The sequence below is a fragment of the Pararhodobacter oceanensis genome, assembly GCF_003076755.1.
GTDB classification, from domain to species: domain Bacteria; phylum Pseudomonadota; class Alphaproteobacteria; order Rhodobacterales; family Rhodobacteraceae; genus Pararhodobacter; species Pararhodobacter oceanensis.
In genome coordinates this window covers 259,034-283,280 of sequence record NZ_QDKM01000005.1, presented here as the reverse complement: position 1 = coordinate 283,280, position 24,247 = coordinate 259,034, and the positions used below count along the sequence as shown (strand labels likewise).

General features: G+C 62.6%; 25 protein-coding genes. 15 read left to right on the top strand and 10 right to left on the bottom strand.

All coding sequences use genetic code 11. From position 1 onward, the window contains the following. From sdhD to DDE20_RS13150, 3 genes are read left to right on the top strand one after another with little or no spacing between them, the layout of a single operon-like run. Positions 1 to 381 (top strand): succinate dehydrogenase, hydrophobic membrane anchor protein, encoded by a 381-nt coding sequence (gene sdhD / locus DDE20_RS13160; RefSeq protein WP_116558964.1) that lies wholly within the window; start codon positions 1 to 3, stop codon positions 379 to 381. A gap of 10 nt (positions 382 to 391) precedes the next feature. Continuing rightward, entirely contained in the window at positions 392 to 2,197 is a 1,806-nt protein-coding gene (gene sdhA, locus DDE20_RS13155) for a succinate dehydrogenase flavoprotein subunit (RefSeq protein WP_116558963.1), read from the top strand. A 13-nt stretch (positions 2,198 to 2,210) separates the two neighbouring features. After that, positions 2,211 to 2,990, top strand: a complete 780-nt coding sequence (locus DDE20_RS13150) for a succinate dehydrogenase iron-sulfur subunit (protein WP_116558962.1) — start codon at positions 2,211 to 2,213, stop codon at positions 2,988 to 2,990. A gap of 199 nt (positions 2,991 to 3,189) precedes the next feature. Here the strand turns inward: DDE20_RS13150 and DDE20_RS13145 are convergent, their stop codons facing one another. The 6 genes from DDE20_RS13145 to DDE20_RS13120 all read right to left on the bottom strand — a co-directional run bounded on the left by DDE20_RS13145 (position 3,190) and on the right by DDE20_RS13120 (position 6,665). Next, entirely contained in the window at positions 3,190 to 4,011 is an 822-nt protein-coding gene (locus tag DDE20_RS13145) for a DUF1217 domain-containing protein (protein WP_116558961.1), read from the bottom strand. Further along, on the bottom strand, positions 4,008 to 4,412 hold the full coding sequence (gene flbT / locus DDE20_RS13140; RefSeq protein WP_116558960.1) for a flagellar biosynthesis repressor FlbT: 405 nt from the start codon (positions 4,410 to 4,412) through the stop codon (positions 4,008 to 4,010). The genes DDE20_RS13145 and flbT overlap by 4 nt, the downstream gene beginning before the upstream one ends. Next, entirely contained in the window at positions 4,409 to 4,789 is a 381-nt protein-coding gene (gene flaF, locus DDE20_RS13135; protein ID WP_116558959.1) for a flagellar biosynthesis regulator FlaF, read from the bottom strand. The genes flbT and flaF overlap by 4 nt, the downstream gene beginning before the upstream one ends. A 127-nt stretch (positions 4,790 to 4,916) precedes the next feature. Beyond that, positions 4,917 to 5,744: a flagellin N-terminal helical domain-containing protein gene (locus DDE20_RS13130; RefSeq protein ID WP_116558958.1), complete on the bottom strand. Its 828-nt coding sequence runs from the start codon at positions 5,742 to 5,744 to the stop codon at positions 4,917 to 4,919. A 265-nt stretch (positions 5,745 to 6,009) separates the two neighbouring features. Beyond that, positions 6,010 to 6,369: a hypothetical protein gene (locus DDE20_RS13125; RefSeq protein WP_116558957.1), complete on the bottom strand. Its 360-nt coding sequence runs from the start codon at positions 6,367 to 6,369 to the stop codon at positions 6,010 to 6,012. Then, positions 6,366 to 6,665 carry a rod-binding protein gene (locus tag DDE20_RS13120; RefSeq protein WP_116558956.1) on the bottom strand — a complete coding sequence of 100 codons (300 nt, stop codon included), beginning with the start codon at positions 6,663 to 6,665 and terminating at the stop codon, positions 6,366 to 6,368. The genes DDE20_RS13125 and DDE20_RS13120 overlap by 4 nt, the downstream gene beginning before the upstream one ends. A 100-nt stretch (positions 6,666 to 6,765) precedes the next feature. Between DDE20_RS13120 and DDE20_RS13115 the strand changes: the two genes are divergently transcribed. After that, complete coding sequence (locus tag DDE20_RS13115; RefSeq protein ID WP_116558955.1) at positions 6,766 to 8,187, top strand: flagellar hook-length control protein FliK; 1,422 nt, start codon at positions 6,766 to 6,768, stop codon at positions 8,185 to 8,187. A gap of 12 nt (positions 8,188 to 8,199) precedes the next feature. Beyond that, positions 8,200 to 8,859 (top strand): flagellar hook capping FlgD N-terminal domain-containing protein, encoded by a 660-nt coding sequence (locus DDE20_RS13110; RefSeq protein WP_116558954.1) that lies wholly within the window; start codon positions 8,200 to 8,202, stop codon positions 8,857 to 8,859. A gap of 67 nt (positions 8,860 to 8,926) precedes the next feature. Here the strand turns inward: DDE20_RS13110 and ubiB are convergent, their stop codons facing one another. Beyond that, a complete protein-coding gene (gene ubiB, locus DDE20_RS13105; RefSeq protein ID WP_116558953.1) occupies positions 8,927 to 10,459 on the bottom strand; it encodes a 2-polyprenylphenol 6-hydroxylase in 1,533 nt (510 codons plus the stop codon). A 1-nt stretch (position 10,460) separates the two neighbouring features. Beyond that, positions 10,461 to 11,228 (bottom strand): bifunctional demethylmenaquinone methyltransferase/2-methoxy-6-polyprenyl-1,4-benzoquinol methylase UbiE, encoded by a 768-nt coding sequence (gene ubiE, locus DDE20_RS13100; RefSeq protein WP_116558952.1) that lies wholly within the window; start codon positions 11,226 to 11,228, stop codon positions 10,461 to 10,463. A 94-nt stretch (positions 11,229 to 11,322) separates the two neighbouring features. Here ubiE and mutM point away from each other — a divergent pair, with 94 nt between their 5' ends. The 9 genes from mutM (at position 11,323) to gyrB (ending at position 21,407) form a co-directional block, all read left to right on the top strand. Beyond that, positions 11,323 to 12,186, top strand: a complete 864-nt coding sequence (mutM, locus tag DDE20_RS13095) for a bifunctional DNA-formamidopyrimidine glycosylase/DNA-(apurinic or apyrimidinic site) lyase (RefSeq protein WP_116558951.1) — start codon at positions 11,323 to 11,325, stop codon at positions 12,184 to 12,186. Positions 12,187 to 12,247: 61 nt separating this feature from the next. Continuing rightward, positions 12,248 to 13,024: an enoyl-CoA hydratase gene (locus DDE20_RS13090; protein ID WP_116558950.1), complete on the top strand. Its 777-nt coding sequence runs from the start codon at positions 12,248 to 12,250 to the stop codon at positions 13,022 to 13,024. 276 nt (positions 13,025 to 13,300) lie between these two features. Next, positions 13,301 to 13,567, top strand: a complete 267-nt coding sequence (gene rpsT, locus DDE20_RS13085) for a 30S ribosomal protein S20 (RefSeq protein WP_116558949.1) — start codon at positions 13,301 to 13,303, stop codon at positions 13,565 to 13,567. 466 nt (positions 13,568 to 14,033) lie between these two features. Continuing rightward, the gene (dnaA, locus tag DDE20_RS13080; protein WP_116558948.1) at positions 14,034 to 15,431 is read left to right on the top strand and encodes a chromosomal replication initiator protein DnaA; all 1,398 of its coding nucleotides are present in this window, start codon (positions 14,034 to 14,036) and stop codon (positions 15,429 to 15,431) included. Between the two features lie 102 nt (positions 15,432 to 15,533). Next, entirely contained in the window at positions 15,534 to 16,652 is a 1,119-nt protein-coding gene (gene dnaN / locus DDE20_RS13075) for a DNA polymerase III subunit beta (RefSeq protein ID WP_116558947.1), read from the top strand. A gap of 20 nt (positions 16,653 to 16,672) precedes the next feature. Next, the gene (recF, locus tag DDE20_RS13070; protein WP_116558946.1) at positions 16,673 to 17,764 is read left to right on the top strand and encodes a DNA replication/repair protein RecF; all 1,092 of its coding nucleotides are present in this window, start codon (positions 16,673 to 16,675) and stop codon (positions 17,762 to 17,764) included. Continuing rightward, complete coding sequence (locus DDE20_RS13065; protein ID WP_420812368.1) at positions 17,764 to 18,207, top strand: VOC family protein; 444 nt, start codon at positions 17,764 to 17,766, stop codon at positions 18,205 to 18,207. The genes recF and DDE20_RS13065 overlap by 1 nt, the downstream gene beginning before the upstream one ends. Further along, positions 18,204 to 18,824, top strand: a complete 621-nt coding sequence (locus DDE20_RS13060) for a LysE family translocator (protein WP_116558945.1) — start codon at positions 18,204 to 18,206, stop codon at positions 18,822 to 18,824. The genes DDE20_RS13065 and DDE20_RS13060 overlap by 4 nt, the downstream gene beginning before the upstream one ends. 147 nt (positions 18,825 to 18,971) lie before the next feature. Continuing rightward, entirely contained in the window at positions 18,972 to 21,407 is a 2,436-nt protein-coding gene (gene gyrB, locus DDE20_RS13055; protein ID WP_116558944.1) for a DNA topoisomerase (ATP-hydrolyzing) subunit B, read from the top strand. A 74-nt stretch (positions 21,408 to 21,481) separates the two neighbouring features. On the opposite strand, the gene DDE20_RS13050 is transcribed toward gyrB, so the two are convergent. Further along, complete coding sequence (locus tag DDE20_RS13050; protein ID WP_116558943.1) at positions 21,482 to 22,471, bottom strand: glutathione S-transferase family protein; 990 nt, start codon at positions 22,469 to 22,471, stop codon at positions 21,482 to 21,484. Positions 22,472 to 22,661: 190 nt separating this feature from the next. Between DDE20_RS13050 and DDE20_RS13045 the strand changes: the two genes are divergently transcribed. Continuing rightward, entirely contained in the window at positions 22,662 to 23,021 is a 360-nt protein-coding gene (locus DDE20_RS13045; protein WP_116558942.1) for a hypothetical protein, read from the top strand. Between the two features lie 52 nt (positions 23,022 to 23,073). On the opposite strand, the gene DDE20_RS13040 is transcribed toward DDE20_RS13045, so the two are convergent. Next, positions 23,074 to 24,246, bottom strand: a complete 1,173-nt coding sequence (locus DDE20_RS13040; protein WP_116558941.1) for a MalY/PatB family protein — start codon at positions 24,244 to 24,246, stop codon at positions 23,074 to 23,076. Position 24,247: the final 1 nt, after the last annotated feature.

Below are 24,247 nucleotides of genomic sequence, written 5' to 3'. Positions count from 1 at the left end.
ATGGCTTATAGAACCGATTATTCGCGCGTTCAGGGCTCGGGTGCCGCCGGTGAAGGCGCGCATCATTTCTGGATCCAGCGGCTGACTTCGCTGGCGCTGGTGCCGCTGACGATCCTGTTTCTGATCCCCTTTGGCCGCGCATTGGGCGGCGGCTATGAGGCGCTGATCGCCACCTATGGGCAGTTCGGCAACGCGCTGACCGCGGCGCTGTTCATCGGCGTTGCCTGCTGGCATTTCTCCATCGGCATCCAAGTGGTGATCGAAGATTACATCCATGGCACGGGCGCGCGCGTCGCGCTTTTGATCCTGACCAAGCTGTTCAGCTATACGCTGGCCGCCGCCGGTATTCTGGCGATCGCCAAAATCCTGTTCAGCGCCTGAGGACCCAAAAATGTCTGCATATCCTATTGAACAACATACCTATGATGTGGTCGTGGTCGGCGCCGGTGGTGCCGGTCTGCGTGCCACTTTGGGCATGGCCGAGCAGGGGCTAAAGACCGCCTGCGTGACCAAAGTTTTCCCGACCCGTTCGCATACCGTGGCCGCGCAGGGGGGCATTGCCGCCTCGCTGTCGAACATGGGCCCCGACAATTGGCAGTGGCATATGTATGACACGGTCAAAGGCTCGGATTGGCTGGGCGATATGGACGCGATGGAATATCTGACCCGTGAGGCGCCGAAAGCGGTTTACGAGTTGGAGCATTACGGCGTGCCCTTCTCGCGCACCGAGGACGGCAAGATTTACCAGCGTCCCTTTGGTGGCCATACCACCGAGTTTGGCGAAGGCCCGCCGGTGCAGCGCACCTGTGCCGCCGCCGACCGCACCGGCCATGCGATGCTGCACACGCTGTATGGGCGCTCGCTGAAGGAAAAGGCCGAGTTCTACATCGAATATTTCGCCATCGACCTGTTGATGAGCGATGACGGCGAATGCACCGGCGTGCTGGCGTGGAAGCTGGACGACGGCACCCTGCACCAGTTCAACGCGAAGACCGTGGTGCTGGCCACCGGCGGTTACGGGCGGGCGTTCTTCTCGGCGACCTCGGCGCATACCTGCACCGGTGACGGCAACGGGATGGCGGCGCGCGCGGGTCTGCCGCTGCAGGATATGGAGTTCGTGCAATTCCACCCGACCGGGATTTACGGCGCTGGCTGTCTGATCACCGAGGGCGCGCGCGGCGAGGGTGGTTATCTGACCAACTCGGAAGGCGAGCGGTTCATGGAGCGTTATGCACCGACCTATAAGGATCTGGCCTCGCGCGATGTGGTGTCGCGCTGCATGACCATGGAGATCCGCGAAGGCCGCGGGGTGGGGCCGAATAAGGACCACATCCATCTGCACCTGAACCATCTGCCGCCCGAGACTTTGGCGCTGCGGCTGCCGGGGATCTCGGAATCGGCGCGGATTTTTGCCGGTGTTGACCTGAACAAAGAGCCGATTCCGGTGCTGCCGACGGTGCATTACAACATGGGCGGCGTGCCGACGAACTATTGGGGCGAAGTGCTGAACGCCGATGCCGAGAACCCGACGCGCACCGCGCCGGGCCTGATGGCGGTGGGCGAAGCCGCCTGCGCCTCGGTGCATGGGGCGAACCGTCTGGGCTCGAACTCGCTGATCGATCTGGTGGTCTTTGGCCGTGCGGCGGCGATCCGCGCCGGTCAATTGATCGACCCGAATTCGGCCAACCGCGAAAGCTCGAAAGCCGCGGTCGAGAAAGCCGTGGAGCGGTTCGACCGTTTGCGCAACGCCAATGGCGGCACCCCGACCGCCGAGCTTCGGTTGGAGATGCAGACCACGATGCAGGCCGATGCGGCGGTGTTCCGCACCGATAAAACGCTGGCCGAAGGGGTCGAGAAGATGACCCAGGTGGCGGCGAAAATGGATGATCTAAAGGTCACCGACCGCTCCTTGGTGTGGAACTCGGACCTGATGGAAACGCTGGAGCTGGAAAACCTGATGCCGAGCGCGCTGGCCACGATCCACGGCGCCGAGGCGCGTAAGGAATCGCGCGGCGCCCATGCGCATGAGGATTACCCCGACCGCGACGATGTGAACTGGCGCAAGCATTCGCTGGCCTGGGTCGAGGGCAATCAGGTGCGTCTCGATTACCGCGGAGTGGTCACCGAGCCGCTGACCTCGCTGGACGAGGGCGGCATTGATCCGAAGAAAATCGCGCCCAAAGCGCGCGTGTATTAAGGAGGCGGCGACAATGGTGGAACTGGCACTCCCGAAGAATTCGAAAATCCGCACCGGCAAGACCTGGCCGAAACCGGCGGGGGCGAAGAACCTGCGCACCTTCCGGATTTACCGCTGGTCGCCCGATGACGGGGAAAATCCGCGCGTCGATACCTATTTCATCGACCTCGATAGCTGCGGGCCGATGGTTCTGGACGCGCTGATCAAGATCAAGAACGAGATTGATCCGACGCTGACTTTCCGGCGGTCCTGCCGTGAGGGGATTTGCGGCTCTTGCGCGATGAATATCGACGGGCGCAACACGCTGGCCTGTATTTTCGGCATGGATGAGGTGAAGGGCGACGTCAAAATCTACCCGCTGCCGCATATGCCGGTGGTCAAGGATCTGATCCCCGATCTGACGAATTTCTACGCGCAGCATGAATCGATCATGCCCTGGCTGGAAACCAAGACCAACACGCCGGCGAAGGAATGGCGCCAGTCGATCGACGACCGCGCCAAGCTGGACGGGCTTTATGAATGCGTGATGTGCGCCTGTTGCTCGACCGCCTGCCCCAGCTATTGGTGGAACTCGGATCGCTATCTGGGCCCTGCGGCGCTGCTGCATGCCTACCGCTGGATCATCGATTCGCGCGATGAGGCTCAGGGTGAGCGGTTGGATGATCTGCATGATCCGTTCAAACTCTATCGCTGCCACACGATCATGAATTGCACCTCGACCTGCCCGAAGGGGTTGAACCCCGCCAAGGCGATTGCCGAGGTGAAAAAGCTGATGGTCGAGCGCGTCGTCTAAGCGGTGCTATAGCGAGAATTGCAAAGGCCGCGACATGGTTTGTCGCGGCCTTTGGCTTTTATGGTTTGGGGATGAAACGCCGGGTATCGAAGCGGCGCTTGGTGCATTTTGCGTTGAGTTGCCCCCTTGGCGTGGCTGCAATTGCCCTGCGATCATCGCCCCCGCCGAACAGATAGCCCCTTAGCGGATGCGGCGGGTGTTAGCGGCCGAGCAGCGCGTTGAGCGAGGCTTGGCCGTTTTGCAGCAGGCTCAGGGCCGAGCTACCGGCGCTTTGGGCCTGAATCGCCTGCACCTGACCAGCGAGGAAGAAGCGTTCGGTCAAGGCATTCATCGCCTCGGGATCGGTGAATTGCGAGATCGAGTCGCTGCCGGTCAGCCGTTCGGTGCGCGATTGCAGGATATCCACCTGCCGGTCGATATCGAGCGTGCCGAAACTGCTGGGCAGCATAAAGGCGGTCTCGAAGACGCGGCGCAGGCTGGGGGTGCCGAGAATGGTGAACCATTTCGCCGATTCGGAACTGTCTTGACCGGCGAGCTCGGAGAGGTCGCGTTCGAGGGCCAGCGCCATACGCATATTGTCATTCTGCGCGCCCACCGCCTCTTCGAAACTGCGGTTCTGGAATTTCGCGATCAGGTCATCGGCAAAACTGGGCAATTGCGTGCGCGGGACCAGACGGTCGCCAAAGGCGAAGGCCTCGGCGAGTTTGTGATAGCGTTTGTCGGTCAGGCGGTTGACGAAACTGCCCTCTTCTTTGGTCGAGCTTTCCAGCACTTTCTCGATATAGGCGCGGTTTGGCAGATCCTCGGCGAGCCCGTAAGCGGTCAGCGCGATGCGCAGCATGCGGCGGTCGGCGACCAGCTCCTGCGCGGAGGTGATCGCGCCGATATTCTCGCGCACATAGGCTTCGTCGCGCTGCGCCATCGGGGTGGAGGCATGGGCGGCGGATTGGCTGGGCAAAGTGCGCTGCAAAAAGCGCCAGCCGACAAAACCGTCGAGAGGGATGACCGGTTGATAGCTCATTGCCGTGTCACGGCCAGAAGCCGTTTCTCGCGCGGCAAAAGCGCCCGCAGATGGCGCATCGCCGGATAGAATTCACCATTCATCACCGCCTCGGAAGCGCGGTTCAACAGGTTGCGGCTGTCGAGATCGGTGAGCACCTGACTGAGCTGTTCGATCCCGCGCAGCAATTGCGGCTCGGCCTCCTCGGCGGTGGTATCGCCCGACAGCACCAGCTGCGCGATATAGCAAACGCGGCTGACCGGCGTGCTGGCATCCTCAGGGTGGATTGCGTCGCGCAGACGCAGGATATTGGCATGCGGCGAGACGATGGAGAAACGGCTGCGCCGGTCGCCATTCTCGATCACCGCGCCGTTGATCAGCACCCGCTCATGCGGGGCAAGTTTTAGAATGAGGCCACTCATGCAGCCTGCCCCTGGCCGCGCAAGCCACGCATCACCGAGGTGTTGATTTCAACGAGAACATCGGCCGAGGCCTTGCCCGCCAGCACCTTATGGGTGTGTTGCAGGGTGAATTCCGCCAGATAGAACATCTGCGCGCGCAGGTCTTGCGGGAACCCATTGTCTTTATCGGCCAGATCCGTCGCGAACGTGGTCCAGAGGCGGCGGTTTTCATCGAGAACGGCGACCAACTCGGGCGTAAGGCGTTTGGCGTCTTGCGGCAGATGCTTTTGCAGGCGTCCGGTGATGCGGGCCAAGACATCATATTCGATGTCGCGCGGGGTTTTGAGAATTCTTGTCGTCGACCCGTAGGCCGATTGTGCATGTGCTGCGACGTTCATTTCAGAGCCTCATGGTGCGAGTCATGGGATGGAAGATGGCGAAGAGAAGACGGGAGGCGGCGGTTAGAAGACGGTCAACGGGAGGATGGGCGAAAGAGGCCGGAGCCCGAAGGCTCCGGCCAGTATTTTAGCGGAACAGCGAGAGGATGTTCTGCGGCGCCTGGTTGGCGATCGACAGCGCCTGAATGCCCAGCTGCTGCTGAACCTGCAGCGCCTGCAATCTGGCCGAGGTCTCTTCCATATCGGCATCGACCAGCGAGCCAATCCCCGAACGCATGGAGTCGGTCAGGCTGGAGATATACTCGCTTTGGATGTCGATCCGGCCCTGCACCGAACCGAATGCGGCGGCAGCGTCGATGGTTGTGGCAATCGCAGCTTCGACCGAGGTCAGATGCGCCTGCGTGCCGCCAGCGGTCACATCAATGCCGGCAGCGTCGACGCCCAGGGTCGCAGCCGAAAGATCAGCAGCCACCACGTCGATGGAGCTTGCCGTCACAACGCCAGCTGCACGGTCCATAGACGAGAGGACAGTGGTGTCGGTGCTGCCGTTTTCAACGAGATTCAGACCGTTGAACTGCGCCGCTTTCACGACACCGTCGATCTGCGCTGCGTAGCCGGCGATATCGGCCTGGATCTTGGCATGGTCAACGTTTTCACCCTGCGCCGAAACGATTTTCTCTTTCATCTCGGTCAGCAGTTCAGTGACCGTTTCAGCGGCCGAACGGGCCACCGCAACCGTCGAAGAGCCAAGCGCGAGCGCGTCGCTCACCCCGTTGAAACCTTGCACATCCGCTTCCATGGTTTTCGAGATCGCCCAGACAGCAGCGTTATCTTTGGCCGTTGCCACCGACTTACCGGTCGAAATCTGGCTCTGGGTCTCGGCCATGTTGCTGTTGATGTTGCGCAGGGTTGCCAGCGCAACCATTGCGCTATTGTTGGTCATGATTGAGGACATTATTTTTCCTTAGAGATTGGGCGCATTCACGCCGGTTCACTGCCGCATCTTGCGGCAAACACGCCCATTCTGGACCTACGGCTATTCAGGTTTCCTGCCAGCCGCGCCACCGTATTGGTGCCCCCTCAACCTCGCCGGTAATCCCTAACATGACCTTAACCGCGCAACGCCCTACCGGGTATTTTTCACTCAAATGCGAGACAGTTACGGGCTGGCCGCGGGTGGCGAATCGCCGGGGGTGCGGATTCGCCGGAAGACCGCTGAGTCACGCGCGCCGTTGCACGGTTCCGGCGGGCGGATCGATCACCTGACGGGCGCCATCGCGGCTATAGGTGCGGTCATCCGGCGGGGCAGTGCAGCGGGTGATCAGGCTGCGCGCGTCCTGCAACCCCTGGATCGCGGCCTGATATAGCTGTGCATTCTCGCGCGCGCCGTCGCGCACCGCATGAACCAGCGATTCGGCGCCATCCTGCGGGGCGATCCCCGCCTCAAGCCGTGCCAGCAGCGCCTCTTTGCGCGGGGCGAGGCGCGAGAGCCGGTCGAGGTCATAGGCGCGCAGGGCCTTACGCTCTTGCTCAAGCAGGGTTAACATCCGCGTCAGATCGGGTTTCGACGAGCGGCTCATACGCCACCGCCTTGCCGCGCGATCAGCGTGCGCTCGATGTGATCGGCCAGCCCGATGCCGCCGCGGGCGACCATGGCGCGGGCATGGGCATCGGCGATAAACGAGGTGAATTGCGCCTCCCCCTCGCCGCCGCCGAATGATTCGCCGGGTTTGAACACACCGGCGTTTTTCAGCATTTCCGCCAGAAAGGCGCTTTCCAATGCCTCGGCGCTTTGGCGGATTCGTGAGGGATTGTCAGGGGTTACAGCGGTGGTGCCGGGTATTTGTGGCGGCAGGGAAGGCAGAATCACGGTCATGGGAACTCCTGTTTGATAGGGACAGTTTCTGCGCTGCCGGTAAAGAAGCGGTAACTTTCTGCTGCTAAACCTAAGAAAACCCAGTGAAGGGGACAGGTTTATGGTCGCTATGTTGCCGATTGATTCGAATTTGCCGCCGCCGCGTGCGGGGGGGCCGCTGCCGGAGGGTAAAAACGGCGGGGCGGAGTTTACCTCGCTGATGACGGCCCTGCGCGCGGAGACGGCGCCGCAGGATGGTGCCGAGGATGCGACGGCTCTGGCCGAGCAGGCGGAGGTGGAGGCGCCCAAGGATCAGGGGGATGTCGAGGCGCTGGCCGATGCCGAGCCGCAGGTGGCTGGCGAGGGTGCTGTTGATACGGTGTCCGAGGGGCCGGTGACGGGGTTTGAGGCGCTGGCGGGTTTGCCCGTGGTGCCTGCCGTTGCGGGTGTCGCTGAGGGGGCTGGCATGGGGGAGGCCAAACAGGCGTCCGATCCCAAAGCCGAACAGCAGGTCACACAACAGACCGCAGAAAAGAGCGCGAAAAAAGCCGGCGCGGCGCAGAAAGCGGAGGCGGCGCGGGAGGGTGTGGAAACACGGGCAACCGCGCTCTGGTTCGGGCGTTTGTCGCTGCAGGGCTCGGGCGGAGTTGGGGCCGGTGTTGGGGCTGAGTCGGGGGCATTGGCGGGCGCCGCGCAAGACCCGCTCATCACATCTATTATAGGCGCCACCACGATAGGGGCTGCAGGGACTGCAGCCCCGACCGCATCCACGTCCACGGCGCAGAGCACTGCGGGCGCCGCGCTCACCGCGCAACTGACCGAGGCGGATATGCTGCGTTTGGGCATCGGCGGAGGGGTGCCGAAGGTGAAGGGTCTTGCCGACAAAGCGCTGCCGACCGAGGCCCCCACCGCAGTCACGCCAACAACCGCCCCGCCAACCGCAGCACCCACCGCGCCTGAGATGCCGAATGCCATCGCCGCGCTGGCCTCGAACGACGGCCCTGCCCCCGCACCGCTTGGCGCGTTGTCCGCTGTGACGGCGGCGGGGTTCTCGGTGGAAACGCTGATGCCGCTTGACCCCGCCACGCCCGCGACCAGAGCCAGCCCGGCGGTGATCCAGAGCATCGCCCAGCAACTCGCGCCGCATCTGCCCGCCGCCAATACCCGCGGCTTCGAGATCGCGCTGGCGCCCGAGGAACTGGGTCGCGTGCGTATGCGGCTGACCGGCACCGAGACCCAAAGCACGCTGATCATTCAGGTCGAACGCCCCGAAACCTTGGTGCTGATGCGCCAGCATATCACCGCGCTGGAGCAGGATCTGCGCCTGCTTGGCCATGACAATCTATCGGTGAGGTTCGCCGGTGAATCGGGCGGCGGCGCCACCGGAGAACAGACCGGACAACAAACGGGTCAGCAAATGGGCCAACAGGCGGGACACCAGAGCGCGCAACCCGCCGCGGCGCAAACCCCGCCGGATAAGGGCGATAGCGCGGCGCCATCTGCGCCCGAGATGCCCGATGACCACCTTGATCTGCGCTTATAACAGGAGCCGCATATGGACGTTTCAGCCACCACCGCCACAACCACCCAAGCCACCAGCACCGCCGCCGCAGCGGGCGAGCAATCGGACTATCAGACATTCCTCAACATGCTGACCGTGCAGATGCGCAACCAAGACCCGCTGAACCCGATGAATTCCACCGATTTCGCCGTGCAACTCGCCACATTCTCGGGGGTTGAGCAGCAAAGCCATACCAATCAACTGCTGACCTCGATGCTGAGTCAGGCGGGGCTGGCCGGGCTGGGCACCTGGGTCGGGATGGAGGCGCGGATTTACGGCGGCGTGACATTCACCGGCGCGCCGATCGAACTGACGCCGGATCCGGCGCTGGGGGCCGATGCGGTCACTTTGATCGTGCGCGACCGTGACGGCGCAATTGTTGACAGCCGGGTGTTGGCGCCAGATACGCTGAGTTATCAATGGGATGGCGTCGGGCCTGAGGGTGTGCCCCTGCCCGAGGGCGCCTATACATTCGAGATTGATTCGCGGCTGAACGGCGAGGTGATGGATACCCAGCCCGTCGCCGCCTATGTGCCGGTTCTCGAAGCGCGCTATGAAAACGGCGCGACGATGCTGGTGATGCCCGGTGATCTCTGGATCGACAGTTCGGCGGTGACCGGCCTGCGGCCTGCGGTGGCAGAGGCGCAGATTTAACCCGCGTAATTACAAGCCGCCCTGTCAACGGGGCGGCTTGGTTCATCGGGGCGGGCGCTGACGGGGGTTAAAAGAGAAACAACACCGTCAGCATCCCCGCCCAAGCCAGACCGGCACCGGCGAGAAACCATGCCACCGGCGTATAATCGCGCGGCGCGGGCTGGCGCACCTCGGGGGTGCGGGCGCGCAAAAGCGCGGTTTCAACGGCTTTCGGCAAATGCGGGCCAAAGCGGCTGAGCACCAGCGCGGTGCGTTTGAGATCCAGCGCCAAAGCCTTCGGGCCGAGGCTGGTGCGGATGTAATCCTCGACCACCGGCTGCCCGACCTTCCAGATATTGATCGACGGGTTGAGCGAGCGCGAGACGCCTTCGACCACCACCATGGTGCGCTGCAACAGGATCAGCTCGGTGCGGGTTTCCATGCCGAAACGCTCGGTCACTTCGAGCAGATAGTTCAGCAGCCGCGCCATCGAGATATGGGTCGCATCCATGCCGAAAATCGGCTCGCCAACCGAGCGCAGGGCGCGGGCGAATTCGTCGATATCGCGGTCGGCGGGGACATAGCCGGCCTCGAAATGCACCTCGGCGACGCGGCGGTAATCCTTGGAAATAAAGCCGAAGAGGATCTCGGCATAGACGCGGCGGGTGTATTCGTCGATCTGCCCCATGATGCCGAAATCATAGGCGATCAGATCGCCATTCGCCGCGACTTTCAGGTTGCCCTGATGCATATCGGCGTGGAAATACCCGTCGCGCAGCGCGTGTTTGAGGAACAATTGCAAGACCCGCTCGCTGAGCTCGGCGCGGTCAACGCCCAGAGCGTCAATCGCGGCATTGTCGCCCAAAGAGGCGCCCTCGGCCCAGCCCAGCGTCATCACCTCGCGGCCCGAGAGGTTCCAGACCGGTTTCGGCACCTGAAATCCGGCGTCGCCCTCGGTATTGGCGGCGAATTCGGCGGCGGCGGCGGTTTCCAGCCGCAGGTCCAATTCGCCCATCACCACGCCCTCGAAATGCGTGATCACATCATTCGGGCGCAACCGGCGGGCCGAGGGCAGCGCCCATTCGACAAGGCTGGCGATCAGGTAGAAAGCGTTGATATCACGGCGAAACGCCCGCACGATCCCGGGGCGCAGCACTTTCACCGCGACATCCTCGCCGGTGGCTTTGACGCGGGCGCGGTGGACCTGCGCGATCGAGGCGGCGGCGACGGGTTCCGAGAACTCCGAGAACAGCGTATCGACCGGCGCGTCCAGCTCGGCCTCGATCATCGCGCGGGCCTGCGCGGTGGGGAACGGCGGCAGTTGGTCTTGCAGATAGCGCAGTTGCGTGGCCAGTTCCGGCCCGACGATATCGGGGCGGGTCGAGAGGATTTGACCGAATTTGATATAGGCCGGACCCAGCGCCGAGAGCGCGCGGGTCACTGGCGGCAGTTCGGGATCACCGCGCAACCCGAGGAATTTGAACGGCCAGCCGAGCACCCGCGCCAGAACGCGCAGACGCGGCGGGACATTGGCGGCCTCGAACACCACTTGCATGGCGCCGGTGCGCTCGAATGTGGCGCCGGTGCGGATCAACCGCCAGATGTTGTGTGGGCCGCGCATGTCAGAGCTTCCAACCCGAGTGCAGGGCGGCGATGCCCATGGTCAGATTGCGGTATTTGACCTGCTCGAATCCGGCCTCGCGGATCATCTGGGCGAAACGCTCTTGATCGGGGAATTTGCGAATGGATTCAACGAGGTATTGATAGGACTCGCGGTCATTGGCGATCACTTTGCCCATCACCGGAATCACATTGAAGGAATAGAGATCATAGGCTTTTTGCATCGCGTCATTGGGTAGCTGGCTGAATTCCAGCACCATCAGACGGCCACCGGGACGCAGCACGCGGTAGGCCTCACTCAGTGCGTCGGGAATGCGGGTGACGTTGCGGATGCCAAAGCTGATTGTGTAGACGTCAAAGCTGTTGTCGGCAAAGGGCAGCGCCATCGCGTCACCGACAACCCACTCCAGATGCTCGGATTTCTGCGCGGCCTCGGCGCGTTGACGACCGGCTTCAAGCATCGAGGCGGTCATATCGCAGACCGTGGCCTGTGCGCTGTCGCCCGCGCGCTCCAGAAAGCGGAAGGCGACATCGCCGGTGCCGCCCGCCACATCCAGCAGATGCTGCGACGGGCGCGGCGCCAGCCAGTCCATCATCGCGTCTTTCCAGATGCGGTGGATGCCCATCGACATCACGTCATTCATAATGTCGTATTTCGACGCCACATTGGTGAAGACTTCATGAACCATGCCCGCCTTGGCGTCCTCATCGACGGTTTGAAAGCCGAAATGCGTGGTGCGCTGGTTTTCTTCGCGCCTGTCTTGGCTCATGCTGCCATCCTCTGCCGATCTTCGGTGGATCTTGCGTGTTGCTCTTCCTTATCCGAGGATAGAGGCCAAGCACAATGCGACGCCGGAGCCCGAAGTGCCCGAATTACCCGAAGTCGAGACCGTTCGCCGCGGATTGACCCCCGCGATGGAGGGCCGCGTGATCACCAGCGCCGAGGTGCGCCGCGAGGGGCTGCGCTGGCCCTTCCCCGAAGGCATGGCCGAACGGCTGCAAAATGCGCGGGTCGAGCGGCTGCGGCGGCGGTCGAAATACATCCTGATTGATCTCGATAGCGGCGAGACTTTGCTGGTGCATCTGGGCATGTCGGGGCGGATGACGATCTCGGGGCTGGCGGCGCCCTTTGTGCCCGGGGTGTTCCATCATCACCATCCGGCGGCGCTGAAACATGATCATGTGGTGCTGCATATGGAGGGGGATGTGCGCGTCACCTTCAATGATCCGCGGCGCTTCGGGGCGCTGGATCTGGCGCCGACGCCGCAAATGGACGGGCATCTGCTGCTGCGCAATCTGGGACCGGAGCCTTTGGGCAACCAATTCTCGGCGCAGCATCTACAGGCGGCGCTGAAGGGGCGGAAAGCGCCGATCAAAACCCTGCTTTTGGACCAGCGAATCGTTGCTGGCTTGGGCAATATCTATGTTTGCGAGGCGCTGCACAGGGCGCGTATCCACCCCGAGCGGGCGGGCGGGCGTATCGGCATGGCGCGGCTGGAGGCGCTGGTGGTGATCATCCGCGAGGTGCTGATGGAGGCGATCGAGGCGGGCGGCTCGAGCCTCAAGGACTTTCGGCAGGCGGGCGGCGAATTGGGTTATTTTCAACATAATTTCCGCACCTATGACCGCGAATCCCACCCCTGCCCCAGCGAGGGCTGCGCGGGCGTGATCCGGCGCATCGTGCAATCGGGACGCTCGACCTACTACTGCCCGCAATGTCAGAGATAGCTTGATCCCAGCAATTGGAGTGGTAGAGGTGGGCGCTGAATTCAAGGAGCGAGGCATCCTGATGGCATATGAGACCATTACTGTTGAGGTCGAGCATTACGTCGCTCTGATCCGGCTGAACCGGCCCGAAGCGCTGAACGCATTGAACGCGCAGCTTCTGACCGAATTGGCCGATGCGATGAAATGCGCCGACCGCAATGAAAAAGTGCGCTGTCTGGTGATCACCGGATCCGACAAAGCCTTTGCCGCTGGCGCTGATATCAGCGAAATGGCCAAGCAGAGCTTTGTCGATATGTTCGAGAGCGACTATTTCACCCCCGAGACCGATGCGATCTGCGCCACCCGCAAGCCGGTGATTGCCGCCGTGGCGGGCTATGCTTTGGGCGGTGGCTGCGAATTGGCGATGATGTGCGATTTTATCATTGCCGCGGATACCGCGAAATTCGGCCAGCCCGAGATCAATCTGGGCGTCGTCGCCGGTATCGGTGGCACCCAGCGGCTGACGCGGTTTGTCGGCAAATCCAAAGCGATGGATATGCATTTGACCGGCCGCTTTATGGACGCCGAAGAGGCCGAGCGCTCGGGGCTGGTGAGCCGCGTGGTGCCCGCCAAAAAGCTGATCGAAGAAGCGATGGCGGCGGCGGAAAAGATCGCCGCGAAATCGGCAATTGCCACCAAAGTGGTGAAAGAAGCGGTGAACCGCAGCTATGAAACGACGCTGCGCGAAGGTCTGTTGTTCGAGCGGCGGGTGTTCCATTCACTCTTTGCCACCGAAGACCAGAAAGAGGGCATGAATGCCTTTTTGGAAAAGCGCGAAGCGCAGTTCCGCGACCGCTGATTCGGGTGAAACCCGTGGAAAGGCCGGGCCTGAGCGCCCGGCCTTTCGCATTTCGGGGCGGATTTAGCGGTTTCGCGCCGAAATCTGGCATTTCATTGAGGGAAATCGCCCCATGGCCGCGCCGCTGGCGGTTTGCGCTTTCCTTTCTGCCCGCGCTGGCCTATACGCCGCGTCACATGCGCGTGGGCCCGCTTCGGCAAGAGATGACCTGTTCCTTTAGGAATCGGTGGGTCTGTGTGCAATTGCAATTGAAACAGATCCGAAAGAGCCCAGACCATGGCCAATACCCGTCAGTCCCAAAAACGCGCCCGCCAGAACGACGCCCGCTTTGAAATCAACAAAGCCCGCCGTTCGCGTATCCGCACCCATCTGCGCGCCGTCGAAGAAGCGATTGCCACCGGCAACGCCGACACCGCCAAAGCCGCCCTGGCTGCGGCCCAGCCCGAGCTGATGCGCGGCGTCACCAAAGGCGTGCTGCACAAGAACACCGCCGCGCGCAAAATGTCGCGCCTCTCGGCCCGCGTGAAAGCGCTGAACGTCTGATTTCAGGATGTTTTTCAAGTGAGTCGCTGCTGCATTGCAGCGTGAAAGGCGCATCTTCGGATGCGCCTTTTTGCGTTCCCATGGCAATTTGCAACGATTTTTCGCGACCTGTGGCAGGAAACCCACGCCCGTTTGATTCCTTCCCCCCCGATCTGTGTCAAGCGCGTTGTTCGGTTGCCGCCGCCGCCCGCGGCTTGCTAGTTTGAACCTGCGATTCACGAACCCTGGGGGGGTTCCGAGCCGGTCCGAGTAGTCCTTGATCCCACGCGCTTTGCGTGGGGCGTGTGTTTTATACGCCGCGTCAGTTGACGCGCTGCGATGTGCCTTTTCCTCCCGCACCTTTGATGCCGCACCACCTGCAGGCACCGGGGTTTTGTGTCTTGCCGCAATCTATGCCCCGGAGAACCGGGCCGCAAAAACAAGAACACTGCGCGCTAACGCCGCGTGGATAATGGGTCGGGACAGGATGACGATAGAAGCGTGGAGCGACGTACGAAGACACTTGCGCGGGCAAGTCGGTGAAAACAACTTCATCACCTGGATTGCGCCGCTGGAACTGGCCACGGTGGATGACGGTGTCGCGCGGATTTCCGCGCCGACGAACTTCATCGCCAATTGGGTGAACCGCAATTTCGCCGAGCAGATCCTGCGCAGCATGACCCAGCACGGGATGGTGACGCATCGCATCCAGATCGATGTCCAGCCGCGCGCTGCGGCCTCGGCTGCCGAACGGGTGCAGCGCACGATTGACGCGCCCGCCGATGGCGCCCAGATCACCCCGCCCGCCAGCACCGCCGCCGCCCCGCCGCAGGTGGAAAGCGATGTGCAATCGGCCGCACTTGATGCGCGGTTCACCTTTGACAATTTCGTTGTCGGCAAACCGAACGCACTGGCCCATGCCGCCGCGCGCCGTGTTGCCGAGGGCGGCGAGGTGACCTTTAACCCGCTGTTTCTTTATGGGGGCGTGGGGCTCGGGAAGACCCACCTGATGCACGCCATCGCCCATGAGTTGAAGATCCGCCAACCGGGCGCGCGTGTGCTCTATCTCTCTGCCGAGCAGTTCATGTACCGGTTTGTGCAGGCGCTGCGCGAACGCCAGATCATGGACTTCAAGAGCCTGTTCCGCTCGGTTGATATCCTGATGGTCGATGACGTGCAGTTCATCGCCGGCAAGGAAAGCACGCAGGAGGAATTCTTCCATACGTTCAACGCCTTGGTGGACCAGCGCAAACAGATCGTGATCTCGGCTGACCGCGCGCCGGGGGAGATCAAGGGACTGGAAGAGCGGATCAAGAGCCGCCTCTCCTCGGGCCTCGTGGTGGACCTGCATCCGACCGACTATGAATTGCGCCTCGGTATCCTGCAGCAGAAGGTCGAGTTGAACAATGTGACCTACGGCGATGTGCATATCGGCACCGGCGTGCTGGAGTTTCTGGCGCATCGGATCACCACCAACGTGCGCGTGCTTGAAGGGGCGCTGACCCGTCTGTTCGCGCTCGCCTCTCTGGTCGGGCGTGAGGTGACGCTGGATCTGGCGCAGGATTGTCTGGCGGATATTCTGCGCTCGTCGGATCGCAAGGTCACCGTTGAGGAGATCCAGCGCAAGGTTGCCGAGCATTACAACATCCGCCTGTCGGATATGATCGGCCCGAAACGCGTGCGCCAGATTGCCCGCCCGCGGCAGATCGCGATGTATCTGTCGAAACAGATGACCACGCGGTCCCTGCCCGATATCGGGCGGCGATTCGGTGGCCGTGATCACACCACGATCATGCACGGGGTGCGCAAAGTCGAAGAATTGCGCACAAACGACCCGCAACTGTCCGAAGACCTTGATTTGCTGCGGCGTCTTTTGGAAAGCTAACTTGACGTTGCCCGCAAAGGGCCGCAAACAAATGACAATGAATTTTAAAAAGGCCGGGCTGGCGGATGTCAGCACCGGCCTGACCTGTCGGAGGGGACCGCGATGAAACTGAGCATCGAGCGCGCAACGCTGCTAAAAGCCGTGTCACAGGCTCAGTCCGTGGTCGAGCGGCGCAACACCATTCCAATTCTGGCCAATGTGTTGATCGAAGCCGAGGGTGATACCGTCAGCTTTCGCGCCACCGATCTGGACATCGAGGTGGTCGACCGCGCCAATGCGATGGTCGAACGCGCCGGCGCCACCACCGTCTCGGCGGTGATGCTGCATGAGATCGTGCGCAAACTGCCCGATGGCGCCTTGGTGTCGCTGACCGATGACCAGCGCACCGGACGGCTGTCGGTGGAGGCGGGGCGCTCGACATTCTCGCTGGCGACATTGCCGCGTGAGGATTTTCCGGTGATGGCGAGCTCGGAATACCAGAGCAATTTCACCGCCAAGGCGGGTGATTTGCGGCGGCTGTTCGAGAAGTCGAAATTCGCCATTTCCACCGAAGAGACGCGCTATTACCTGAACGGTGTCTATATGCATGTGGCCGATGGCGACGAGGGGCGCGCGCTGCGCTGTGTCGCCACCGATGGCCACCGTCTGGCACGGATCGACGCCGCCCTGCCCGAGAATGCCGAGGGCATGCCCGGGGTGATCGTGCCGCGCAAAACCGTCAATGAGCTGCGTAAACTGCTGGAAGATGACGACGCCGATATCGCGATCTCGGTCTCGGAAACCAAAGTGCGCTTTGCCACGCCTGATCTGGCGCTGACCTCGAAAGTGATCGACGGCACCTTCCCCGATTACACGCGGGTGATCCCCGCCGGCAACACCAAGCGGCTGGAAGTCGACGCCACGGAATTCGCCAAAGCGGTGGACCGGGTGGCGACGGTCTCCTCGGAACGCTCGCGCGCGGTGAAGCTGAACCTTGAGGAAGACAAGCTGACCCTCTCGGTGAACTCGCCGGACAGTGGCAACGCGCAGGAAGAACTGGTCGTGGCTTACGGTGACGAGGCGCTGGAGATCGGGTTCAACGCCAAATACCTGCAGGAAATCGCCAACCAGATCGACCGCGAGAACGCCGTCTTCATGTTCAACTCCTCGGGCGATCCTGCTCTGGTGCGCGAAGGCTCCGACGCCAGCGCGGTCTATGTTGTGATGCCGATGCGCGTGTGATGCGTGTCTGACCTCGTGCTTTGACCCATCTGACCACCCTGCGCCTGTCGCATTTCCGCTCGCATATTGCTGCCTCTGCCGCATTTGACGGGCGGCCGGTGGTGTTGTTTGGCGATAATGGTGCGGGGAAGACCAATCTGCTGGAGGCGATCTCGCTGTTGTCGCCGGGCCGTGGATTGCGCCGCGCTTTGGGCGAGGATCTGATCGGGCGGCCTGCGGGGCTGGGCTGGAAAATCAGCGCCACGCTGACCCATAATGGCACCCCCCATGAGATCGAGACCGAGGCCCGCCCCGGCGCGCCGCGCAGCGTGCGGATCAACGGCAAGACGGCGACGCAGACCGCGCTTGGGCGGCTTTGCCCGATGCTCTGGTTAACGCCGGTGATGGACCGGCTGTGGCTGGAGGGGGCCGAGGGGCGGCGGCGGTTTCTCGACCGGCTGGTGCTGGGGTTTCATCCCGACCATGCCGAGGCGGTGCTGGAATATGAGAAGGCCATGCGCGAGCGTAACCGGCTGTTGCGTGACGAGATCCGCGATCCGGCGTGGTATGGCGCACTCGAGACCCGTATGGCGCAGGCGGGCGCGCAGATCACCGCCAATCGGCTGGCCACTTTGACCCGGTTGCACGCGGCTGCCGACCCTGACAGCGTCTTTCCGCAAGCCGATCTGACGCTACTGGACGATGCGCCGCGCAGTGAATTCGATCTGGCGCAGGCCTTTGCCGAGGGGCGCGCCCGCGATATGGCGGCGGGGCGCACATTGACGGGGCCGCACCGCGCCGATCTGGGCGCCTATTGGGCGGCGCGGGATATGCCCGCCGCGCAATGCTCGACCGGTGAGCAAAAGGCGCTGTTGATCGCGCTGATCTTGAGCCATGCGCGCGCACTCTCGCAGGACAGTGGCACGCCGCCGATTGTGCTGCTCGATGAGGTCGCGGCGCATCTTGACGAGGGGCGGCGCATCGCGCTCTATGACGCGATCTGTGCGTTGCGGGCGCAGGCGGTGATGACCGGCACCGGGCCGGAGTTATTCGCGCCATTGGGGGCCCGCGCGCAGGTGTTTGAATTGCGTGAAACCGGTGGCGCCTCCACCCTGAGCGAAAGCCCGCTGTGATGAGTTCCAAACCCCCTGCCCTGCCCGCGCAACGTGTCACCCTGATCACCCTCGGGGTGCAGGATCTGGCGCGCAGCATGGCGTTTTATGCACGGCTGGGCTGGACGCCGGACGAGCAGACCGAGAGCGTGGCGTTTTATGATCTGGGCGGGATGAAGCTGGGGCTCTTTGGGCTGGAGGCGCTGGCTGCGGATCAGGGGCGCGCGGGGGCGGAACTGGGCGTGGGTGCGGTGACGCTGGCGCAGAATTACGCCGATCGCGCAGGCGTCGATGCGGCGTTCGCGCTGGCCGAGGCGGCGGGGGCCGAGCTGCTCAAACGTCCCGAAGCGGTGTTTTGGGGCGGGTATTCGGGCTATTTCGCCGATCCTGACGGGCATGTCTGGGAATTGGCGCATAATCCCTTTTGGGGTTTGGACGGCAACGGAAAGTTAACCTCTGCATGACACTCTCGGCGCAGGAGCTCTTGATATACGCGGGCGCGATGGCGCTTTTGTGGGCGGTGCCCGGGCCGGTCTGGGTGGCGCTGATCGCGCGCTCGCTGTCGGGCGGGATGCGCGGGGCGTGGCCCTTGGCGGTGGGCGTGGCGCTCGGTGATCTGATCTGGCCGCTCTGCGCGGTCTTCGGGCTGGCGTGGATCCTCTCGGTTTACGGCGGGTTTCTGGAGGCCTTGCGCTGGGTGGCGGCGGGCGTGTTCATCATCATGGGGGTGATGATCTGGCGCAAACCGGCGGAAACCCTGACCGCCGACCGGCGGATGACGCGGCCCGGTGTCCTGCCCGGATTTCTGGTCGGGCTGGCGGCGGTGACCGGCAATCCCAAGGCGATCCTGTTCTATATGGGGGTGCTGCCGGGGTTCTTTGACCTGACCCGCATCACCGCGCTGGATATCGCCGCGATCATCGCGGTGTCGGCGATTGTGCCGATGCTGGGCAATCTGGGGCTGGCGCTGTTTTTGGACCGCGCGCGGCGGCTGTTGCAAAGCCCGCAGGCGATGCAGCGGCTCAATATGGTCTCTGGCGTGCTGCTGGTTCTGGTCGGTCTGGTGATCCCTTTCACCTGATCCGCGACCATGCCCGCGCGGAAGCCCGCGCAGTGACCAGCGCAGTGGCCCGACCAAAGCCCGAGACCCCCTAAATCTTGTGGCCAAGGCGTGACAACCCCGGCAAAAACCGCTACAAGTCGTGGAGGTTATTCACGGATTTATAGCATGACTGCAGTACCCGCCCCGCGCGAAGATTATGGCGCGGATTCTATCAAGGTTCTCAAAGGCTTGGATGCTGTCCGCAAACGTCCGGGCATGTATATCGGCGATACGGATGATGGCTCGGGCCTGCACCATATGGTGTATGAGGTCGTGGACAACGGTATTGACGAGGCGCTGGCCGGCCATGCGACCTCGGTGACGGTGAAAATCCACGCCGATAGCTCGGTTTCGGTGCGCGACAACGGCCGCGGCATTCCGACCGCGATCCACCAGGAAGAGGGCGTCAGCGCCGCCGAGGTCATCATGACCCAGCTGCATGCGGGCGGTAAATTCGACAGCAACAGCTATAAGGTCTCGGGCGGTTTGCACGGGGTTGGCGTCTCGGTGGTCAACGCGCTGAGCGACTGGCTGGAACTGCGTATCTGGCGCAATGACAAGGAATGGGTCGCACGGTTCGAGCGTGGCGATACCGTCGAGCATCTGCGCGAGGTCGGCCCGGCAAACGGCCAGTCCGGCACCGAAGTGCGGTTTCTGGCCAGCGTCAAAACCAGCGCCGATGACGGCACGTTTTCGAACCTCGACTATGTGTTCAAAACGCTGGAAAACCGGCTGCGTGAGTTGGCGTTCCTGAACTCGGGCGTGAAAATCGTCCTCGAGGATGAGCGTCCCGCCGAGCCCCTGCGCACCGAATTCTGCTTTGAGGGCGGGGTGCGCGAGTTTGTGCGTTTCATCGACCGCTCGAAATCGCCGGTGCTCTCCGAGCCGATCTATATCGAAGGCATGCGCGACGATATCGGCGTTGAGGTGGCGATGTGGTGGAACGATAGCTACCATGAGACGGTGCTGCCGTTTACCAACAATATCCCGCAGCGCGATGGCGGCACCCATATGGCGGGCTTTCGCGGCGCGCTGACCCGCACGATCAACTCTTATGCGCAATCCTCGGGGATCGCCAAGCGCGAGAAGGTGAATTTCACCGGCGATGACGCGCGCGAAGGGCTGACCTGCGTGCTCTCGGTGAAAGTGCCGGACCCGAAATTCTCGAGCCAAACCAAGGACAAACTGGTGTCCTCGGAGGTGCGTCCGGCAGTGGAGAACCTCGTCGGCGAGAAACTCTCGGAGTGGTTCGAGGAAAACCCGCAGGACGCCAAACAGATCGTCGGCAAGATCATCGAGGCGGCGCTCGCCCGCGAGGCGGCGCGCAAGGCGCGTGACCTGACGCGGCGCAAAACCGCGCTGGATGTGGCCAGCCTGCCCGGCAAACTGGCCGATTGCCAAGAGCGCGATCCGGCGAAATCCGAAATCTTCATCGTCGAGGGTGACTCGGCCGGTGGTTCGGCGAAACAGGGCCGCAGCCGCAACAATCAGGCGGTGCTGCCGTTGAAGGGTAAGATCCTCAACGTCGAGCGCGCGCGGTTTGACCGGATGCTGGCCAGCCAGGAGATCGGCACGCTGATCACCGCATTGGGCACCGGTATTGGCCGTGATGAGTTCGACCTGAGCAAACTGCGCTACCATAAGATCGTGATCATGACCGACGCCGACGTGGACGGCGCGCATATCCGCACGCTGTTGCTGACGTTTTTCTACCGGCAGATGCCCTCGCTGATCGAGGCGGGGCATTTGTATATTGCTGAGCCGCCGCTTTATAAGGTCGCGCGGGGCCGGTCCGAGGTCTATCTGAAAGACGAGCTGGCGCTGGATGATTATCTGGTCGAACAGGGGATCGAGGGCGCGATCCTGCGGCTGAAATCCGGCGACGAGATTGCCGGTGCCGACCTGATGCGCGTGGTCACCGAGGCGCGGCAGGTGCAGCGTATTCTGGGCGCCTTCCCGACCAATTACCCGCGCAATATCCTTGAGCAGGCGACGATTGCCGGCGCGCTGTTGCCGGGGCAGATGGACAGCAATGCGCAGGGCGTCGCCGATGCCGTGGCCGCGCGTCTGGACCTGATCGCACCGGAATATGAAAAGGGCTGGCAGGGGCGTCCGACACAGGATCACGGGCTGCGGCTGTCGCGGATTCTGCGCGGCGTCGAGGAACAGCGGCTGTTGGACGGGCCGGTGTTGCGCTCGGGCGAGGCGCAGAAGCTGGCGACTTATACTGGCGCGCTGCAAGAGGTTTACCGCGACACCACCACTTTGGTGCGCCGTGACCGCAGCGTGAAGATCAACGGCCCGCTGGACCTGTTGCAGGCGATTCTGGCCGAGGGCGAGAAGGGTCTGACCATGCAGCGCTATAAGGGTCTGGGCGAGATGAACCCGAACCAGCTGTGGGAAACCACCCTCGACCCCGAGGCGCGGACGCTGTTGCAGGTGCATATCGACGATGTCGCCGAGGCCGATGATATCTTTAGCAAGCTGATGGGCGATGTGGTTGAACCCCGCCGCGAATTCATCCAGCGCAACGCGCTGAGCGTGTCCAATCTGGATACGTGACGGCGCGGTCAAAGGTTAAATGAAAAACGCCCGGCTTTGATTGCCGGGCGTTTTTTATGAGCATTGCCAGTCGCTTAGGCGGGTAGCGCTGCGCCGCGATCATGGGGGGCCATGAAGTCGAGATCGGGGCCGATGGGCACGATGCGGTGCGGATTGATCGTCTCGTGCGAGTAGTGATAATGCCGCGTGATGTGGTCCATATTCACCGTCCCGGCGACGCCCGGCACTTGGTAAAGCGCGCGGGTATAGGCCCAGAGGTTGGGGTAATCGACCACGCGGCGGCGGTTGCATTTGAAATGCCCGTGGTAGACCGCATCAAAGCGCACCAGCGTGGTGAACAGCCGCCAATCGGCCTCGGTCAGCCTATCGCCCATCAGAAAGCGGTTCTCGGAAAGATGCGCCTCCAGCCAGTCCATCGTCTCGAACAGCGGGATCACCGCGGCCTCATAAGCCTCTTGCGAGGTGGCGAAACCGGCTTTGTAAACGCCGTTGTTGAACGTGTTGTAAATCCGGTCGTTGATCGGCTCGATCGCCGCGCGCAGGTCTTCGGGCCAGAGGTCCAGCGTATTGCCGGTGACCTGATCAAAGGCCGAGTTGAACATGCGGATGATCTCGGCGCTTTCATTCGAGACGATGGTGCCGCGCTGTTTGTCCCAGAGCACCGGCACGGTCACACGGCCCGAGGCCTGAGGGTCGGCGCGGGTGTAGATCTGGTGCATGAAATCAGCACCGAAAAGGTCATCGCCGGTGGCGCCGGGGTAGTCGGTGGCGAAGGTCCAGCCATTCTCGAGCATGTCGGGATGCACGGCGGAGATCGAGATATGATCCTCGAGCCCCTTCAGCGCGCGGAAAATCAGCGTGCGATGCGCCCAGGGGCAGGCGTAACAGACATAGAGGTGATAGCGCCCGCTTTCGGCGGGAAAGCCACCCTCGCCCGAGGGGCCGGCGCTGCCATCGGCGGTGATCCAATTGCGAAACTTGGCGGTGGTGCGTTTGAACGCCCCGCCGGTGGCCTTGGTGTCATACCAGCCGGTGGTCCACTGACCGTCGATTAACTGTCCCATAAGAAACTCCTTGCTATGGTGGTAAAGATGGGATCGCCGGTCTGTTCGTCAATCGGGGGGTAAGCGCAGCTATTGTGCAGGGGTGCACAGAGAGGCCGCGCGCCGCCAAAAAACCCCGAGTGTGTCCCGCCTGCATCTTGTTTTTGCCCCGCCGCGCGACGACCATATAAGAGAGAATCAGGAGCAAGAGATGCTGGAATTTTTGCCGGAAGATGTCCGTCGTGGTTTGGAAATGGCGCGCAAACGCGAGGCCCGCAAAGGCTCGCGGCTCTGCGTGCATATCGGCGAAGAGGTCTATCCGATTCAGGATCTTGGCGATGAGGGGTTCGCCGTGGATCGCACCCGCGTGCCGGGGCTGCGCGGGCTGGTCGATATCTATGACGGGCCGCGGCATCTGAGCCAGGCGCTGATCATTGCCGCCGATGAGGACGGCGATTTGATGCGCTATGAGTTCAAACGCGAAACACCGGTGAGCGACGATCCGATCCGCGATTACGCCGAGGAACGCGAGACGCCGCGCGGGCTGTTGAACGGGCCGATTGCGATGTGATCACAGCCCCCGCGCGCGGCGCTAATACCGCGCGCGAGGGCTCTGAACATGGTTACTGCAGATCGCTGAACGCCGCTTGCATGCGCGCGACCGCCTCGACCACGCGGACGCGCGGGGTGGCGACATTGAAGCGCAGGAAACGCTCGCCGCCCATGCCGAAGGATTCGCCGTGGTTGGCGGCAATCTTTGCGGCTTCCTGCACGCGGCGTTGCAGTTCTTCGACCTCCATTCCGGTGTCGGTGAAATCGCCCCAGACCAGATAGGTCGCCTGTAGCGGGATCACTTTGGCACCGGGGATCGCGGCGATCCCCTGCTCCATGATCTTGCGGTTTTCATCGAGATATTCGACCAGCGCATCGACCCAAGCCGCGCCCTCGGGGCTGTAGGCGGCGGTGATCATCGCCAGACCGAAAGAGTTGGCCGAGATGCCCAAACCGTTCATCACGCTGGCAAATTTCTCACGCAGCACCGGATCGGCAATGATCACATTGCCGGTATGGGCGCCGGCGATGTTGAAGGTCTTGGACGCGGCGGTCATCATCACCAAACGGTCCGAGACCTCGGGCGCGGCCAGCGGCATGACCGTGTGTGTATGGCCCGGCATCACCAGATCATGGTGGATCTCATCCGAGACCAGCACCAGATCATGACGCTTGGCGAATTCGGCGACCCCGCGCAATTCCTCGGACGTCCAGACCTGCCCACCGGGGTTATGCGGCGAGCAAAGGATCAGCATTTTCTCGCGGCCACTCATCTGCGCGTCATAGGCGGCGAAATCCATCACCATGCGGCCGTTAACTTCGGTTAACGGGCATTCCACCACCTCGCGTCCGGCGCTGCGGATCACGCGGGCGAAGGCATGGTAAACCGGCGAGAACAGCACCACGCCGTCGCCCGGCTGGGTGAAGGCCTGCACGCAGAGGCCGGTGCCGTTGACCAGCCCGTGGGTGGTGAAAATATGGGCGGGATCAACCTCCCATCCGTGGCGGTTTTGCATCCACCAGCGGATCGCGTCTTTATACTCGGCATCACCGCCGAAATAGCCGTAGATCCCGTGCTCAAGCATCCGCGCCAGCGCGTCCTGCACCACCTGCGGCGGCTTGAAGTCCATATCGGCGACCCACATCGGCAACCCGTCCTCAGGGCTGACGCCGTAAACAGTCTCCATCGCGTCCCATTTTGCCGAATGGGTGCCGCGGCGCTCGATGATCTCGTCGAAATTCATA

Coding starts and splice junctions, on each gene's coding strand:
- sdhD (WP_116558964.1), top strand. CDS start 1: ATGGCTTATAGAACCGATTATTCGCGCGTTCAGGGCTCGGGTGCCGCC.
- sdhA (WP_116558963.1), top strand. CDS start 392: ATGTCTGCATATCCTATTGAACAACATACCTATGATGTGGTCGTGGTC.
- DDE20_RS13150 (WP_116558962.1), top strand. CDS start 2,211: ATGGTGGAACTGGCACTCCCGAAGAATTCGAAAATCCGCACCGGCAAG.
- DDE20_RS13145 (WP_116558961.1), bottom strand. CDS start 4,011: ATGAGCTATCAACCGGTCATCCCTCTCGACGGTTTTGTCGGCTGGCGC.
- flbT (WP_116558960.1), bottom strand. CDS start 4,412: ATGAGTGGCCTCATTCTAAAACTTGCCCCGCATGAGCGGGTGCTGATC.
- flaF (WP_116558959.1), bottom strand. CDS start 4,789: ATGAACGTCGCAGCACATGCACAATCGGCCTACGGGTCGACGACAAGA.
- DDE20_RS13130 (WP_116558958.1), bottom strand. CDS start 5,744: ATGTCCTCAATCATGACCAACAATAGCGCAATGGTTGCGCTGGCAACC.
- DDE20_RS13125 (WP_116558957.1), bottom strand. CDS start 6,369: ATGAGCCGCTCGTCGAAACCCGATCTGACGCGGATGTTAACCCTGCTT.
- DDE20_RS13120 (WP_116558956.1), bottom strand. CDS start 6,665: ATGACCGTGATTCTGCCTTCCCTGCCGCCACAAATACCCGGCACCACC.
- DDE20_RS13115 (WP_116558955.1), top strand. CDS start 6,766: ATGGTCGCTATGTTGCCGATTGATTCGAATTTGCCGCCGCCGCGTGCG.
- DDE20_RS13110 (WP_116558954.1), top strand. CDS start 8,200: ATGGACGTTTCAGCCACCACCGCCACAACCACCCAAGCCACCAGCACC.
- ubiB (WP_116558953.1), bottom strand. CDS start 10,459: ATGCGCGGCCCACACAACATCTGGCGGTTGATCCGCACCGGCGCCACA.
- ubiE (WP_116558952.1), bottom strand. CDS start 11,228: ATGAGCCAAGACAGGCGCGAAGAAAACCAGCGCACCACGCATTTCGGC.
- DDE20_RS13090 (WP_116558950.1), top strand. CDS start 12,248: ATGGCATATGAGACCATTACTGTTGAGGTCGAGCATTACGTCGCTCTG.
- rpsT (WP_116558949.1), top strand. CDS start 13,301: ATGGCCAATACCCGTCAGTCCCAAAAACGCGCCCGCCAGAACGACGCC.
- dnaA (WP_116558948.1), top strand. CDS start 14,034: ATGACGATAGAAGCGTGGAGCGACGTACGAAGACACTTGCGCGGGCAA.
- dnaN (WP_116558947.1), top strand. CDS start 15,534: ATGAAACTGAGCATCGAGCGCGCAACGCTGCTAAAAGCCGTGTCACAG.
- DDE20_RS13065 (WP_420812368.1), top strand. CDS start 17,764: ATGAGTTCCAAACCCCCTGCCCTGCCCGCGCAACGTGTCACCCTGATC.
- DDE20_RS13060 (WP_116558945.1), top strand. CDS start 18,204: ATGACACTCTCGGCGCAGGAGCTCTTGATATACGCGGGCGCGATGGCG.
- gyrB (WP_116558944.1), top strand. CDS start 18,972: ATGACTGCAGTACCCGCCCCGCGCGAAGATTATGGCGCGGATTCTATC.
- DDE20_RS13050 (WP_116558943.1), bottom strand. CDS start 22,471: ATGGGACAGTTAATCGACGGTCAGTGGACCACCGGCTGGTATGACACC.
- DDE20_RS13045 (WP_116558942.1), top strand. CDS start 22,662: ATGCTGGAATTTTTGCCGGAAGATGTCCGTCGTGGTTTGGAAATGGCG.
- DDE20_RS13040 (WP_116558941.1), bottom strand. CDS start 24,246: ATGAATTTCGACGAGATCATCGAGCGCCGCGGCACCCATTCGGCAAAA.